We start from the raw sequence: 2,972 nt of genomic DNA on the forward strand, positions 1-2,972 counted from the left end.
GGGCGGCGGCCAGCGCCGATTCGTCAAGCCTCGGGAAGCCCGAAGACACGTCGATGGTCGCCCGCTCGACGAGGCCCTGGGTATTGATTTCCACCAGCACCATCACCCGGCCCTCTTCCCGCATGCGGCGCGACGCCATCGGGTAGTTGGGCATGGGCCGCGCGCCCTGGAACTCGATGCTGGACACCAGCACGGGCTGGTCCGGCGGCGGGCCCTGCTGCGGGCCCTGCGGCGCCTGCGTGCCTTCCGGCGCACCTGCCGGCGGCGTCTGCACCGGCGGCGTTTCCGTCTTGGGCTCGGCCTTGGCTTCCTGCTTGGGCTGGGGCTTGGGTTTCGGCTTGGGTTTGGGCTTGGGCGCCGGCATGGGCGGCTTCTCGACCACCGGCTCGGGTTCGGGTTCAGGCTCGGGCTTGAGCTCGGGTTCCGGCTCGGGCTCGGGTTCGACCTCGGGCTGCGGCGGCGGCGTTTCGACGACCGGCTGCGGCGGTTCCGGTGTGGGCTCGGCTTTGGCGATCTGGGGAATGGGTGCGTCGACCACACTTACCATGATGGCCTCGGGTTCCTCCAATTCAGGACGGCTTGCGGGTGCCATGTAAACGGCGTAGACCACTGCGGCGTGTAGCGCAACGACCGCCAGGCCGGCGCCTGCGCGAATACCAAATGAAGACGTCGGAGTAGAGTTCAAACCACGTTGAAAGCTAGGCATGAATCAGCCAGGGTGCATTAACTTATCTGGCCAGCCAGAAAAAGACGCGCGCCCGAAGGCGCCGCCGGCTGACCGGTACAAGCCGAACATCATATCTTAAATGCGAATGATTCGCACGCCATATTTCAGCTGGAACAGAGTAACACCTCTTGATGCAGCTCAAAATAGGATCGGTCCGCACACTGCCTGCTACATATCGCGCGCAAAACAAAAAACCCGCCACGGCGAGGTGTGCGGGTTTTGGATCGGGCCATTCTTTCAGCCTGAGCGGTGCAAAGACCGCTGAATGCTTCTGGTGGGTGCTACAGGGGTCGAACCTGTGACCTACGCCTTGTAAGGGCGCCGCTCTACCAACTGAGCTAAGCACCCGTCTTGGTTGCGAATTTCGACGTTGCGAAAAACGCCTGCCGGGGTACTCAAAAGCAATACGCGGGCCGGAGTATACCGGACCGCGTACCTGTCGGCAAATCACCGGGCGACGCGGCCGCGGAGATTCGCCATGCCGTCTTAGTTGACGGCGTCCTTCAGGGCCTTGCCCGGACGGAACTTCGGCACCTTGGCCTTCTTGATCTTGATGGTCTCGCCCGTGCGCGGGTTACGGCCGGTACGAGCAGCGCGAGCCGACACGGCAAACGTGCCAAAGCCCACCAGGGTGACCGTACCGCCCTTCTTCAGGGTGGTCTTGACGGCACCGATCAGGGCGTCGAGCGAACGACCGGCGGCAGCCTTGGAGATATCGGCCTTGCTGGCGATGTGATCGATGAGTTCGGTTTTGTTCATTCAGGTGTACCCCTCACAAGGTATGGAGTCTGCCGGGAGTGCAGTTCATGGCTGTCATGGGAAGGCCACGACTTGACGCGAAGACCCGACAAACGACGAACAGACTAGTGGATAAACTTTTTCTTGCGCTGCAAAGCACAACTTTTAAACTGCTGCGCCGCTTAGGTTTCAAGGGCTTTCGAGCCCTCAAACCGTCAGCGACGCAGACGTGTATTAGGCCTTGGCGTAGAGCGGCTGTCAAGCGAAAACCTCACCACAACCCGCACCAATACTAGCTTTTAGGTCTTTTCGCAATAAACAAAAACGCGCATTTCGGGGTTTGCGCGACACCCCCGCAACGCGTTCTGGAACAGCGTCAGACGTCGACCCAGCGGCGCAGCAAATTGTGATAGATGCCGGTCAGTTGAACGATCGACGGGTGGCCCGGCGTGTCCTGGTTCAGGCGCTGTATGGCCACGTCCATATCGAGCAGCAAGGCGCGTTGGCTGTCTTCGCGCACCAGGCTCTGCATCCAGAAGAACGAACTCACGCGCGCGCCGCGCGTCACGGGATTGACCTTGTGCAGACTGGTGCCCGGATACAGCACCATGTGCCCCGCCGGCAGCTTCACTGCGCGCGGGCCGTAGGTGTCGTCGATGACCAGTTCGCCGCCATCGTAGGAATCGGGGTCCGAGAAAAACAGCGTGGCGGACAGGTCGGTGCGCACGCGTTCGGCGGTGCCGGTGACACCGCGCACGGCGTTGTCGACGTGGTAGCCGAAGGCCTCGCCGCCCTCGTAGCGATTGAACAGCGGCGGGAAGATCTTGCGCGGCAGCGCCGCCGACATGAACAGGTTGTTGATCGCCAGGCGTTGCAGGATCAGGTTGCCCAATTCCTGCGCCAGCGGGTGCTGTTCGGGCAATTGGCGGTTGCGCTTGACCTCGGCGGACTGGTAGCCCGCCGTGACCTTGCCGTCGATCCAGTCGGCGGCCTCCAGGCGGCGACGGATATCGGCCGCCTCGATGGGAGAAAAGACTTCGGCAATCTGTATCAGCATGGGTTCCTGCCCTGTTGCGGCCGGCGCGCTGCCGCGCCGACGCCCCCGTGAATTATCCCTGCAGGCAGCCGTTGAGCGCCTGATCGAAATCAAACAGCAGATCGGCTTCGTCTTCGATGCCCACCGACACGCGGATCAGGCTGTCGGCGATGCCCATCTGCTTGCGGCGTTCGGCGCCCATCTCGTAGTAAATGGTGTGCGCGGCGGGCAGCGCCAGGCTGCGCGTGTCGCCCAGGTGGGTGGCCATCAGCACGATGCGCAGGCGGTTCAGGAAGTCGAAGCAATCGACGCCGTCAGCAAGTTCCACGCCCAGCAGGCCGCCAAAGCGCGAGCCGAACAGCGCGGCCGCGCGCGCGTGCTGCGGATGGCTGGCCAGGCCCGGGTAGTGCACCTTGGCCACGCCAGGGTGCTCTTCCAGGAAACGCGCCAGCGCCAATGCATTGGCGCAAT

At 63.0% G+C, this 2,972-nt stretch carries 4 protein-coding genes and 1 tRNA gene; all 5 read right to left on the reverse strand.

What is annotated here, in order from left to right; genetic code table 11:
• On the reverse strand, positions 1–706 hold a 706-nt coding region (locus tag U858_RS0132160), incomplete at its 3' end, for an energy transducer TonB (RefSeq protein ID WP_025141207.1).
• 293 nt (positions 707–999) lie between these two features.
• Positions 1,000–1,075, reverse strand: a tRNA-Val gene (locus U858_RS0132165).
• 138 nt (positions 1,076–1,213) lie between these two features.
• Entirely contained in the window at positions 1,214–1,486 is a 273-nt protein-coding gene (locus U858_RS0132170; RefSeq protein ID WP_003812968.1) for an HU family DNA-binding protein, read from the reverse strand.
• 355 nt (positions 1,487–1,841) lie between these two features.
• Positions 1,842–2,522 (reverse strand): Fe2+-dependent dioxygenase, encoded by a 681-nt coding sequence (locus U858_RS0132175; RefSeq protein WP_025141208.1) that lies wholly within the window; start codon positions 2,520–2,522, stop codon positions 1,842–1,844.
• 52 nt (positions 2,523–2,574) lie between these two features.
• Positions 2,575–2,972 (reverse strand): PLP-dependent transferase (locus U858_RS0132180; protein ID WP_025141209.1); only part of this gene is annotated, 398 nt, incomplete at its 5' end.

Origin of the sequence: Achromobacter sp. DH1f (assembly GCF_000633435.1) — a bacterium.
Classification (GTDB): domain Bacteria; phylum Pseudomonadota; class Gammaproteobacteria; order Burkholderiales; family Burkholderiaceae_B; genus Achromobacter; species Achromobacter deleyi.

Coding starts and splice junctions, on each gene's coding strand:
- U858_RS0132170 (WP_003812968.1), bottom strand. CDS start 1,486: ATGAACAAAACCGAACTCATCGATCACATCGCCAGCAAGGCCGATATC.
- U858_RS0132175 (WP_025141208.1), bottom strand. CDS start 2,522: ATGCTGATACAGATTGCCGAAGTCTTTTCTCCCATCGAGGCGGCCGAT.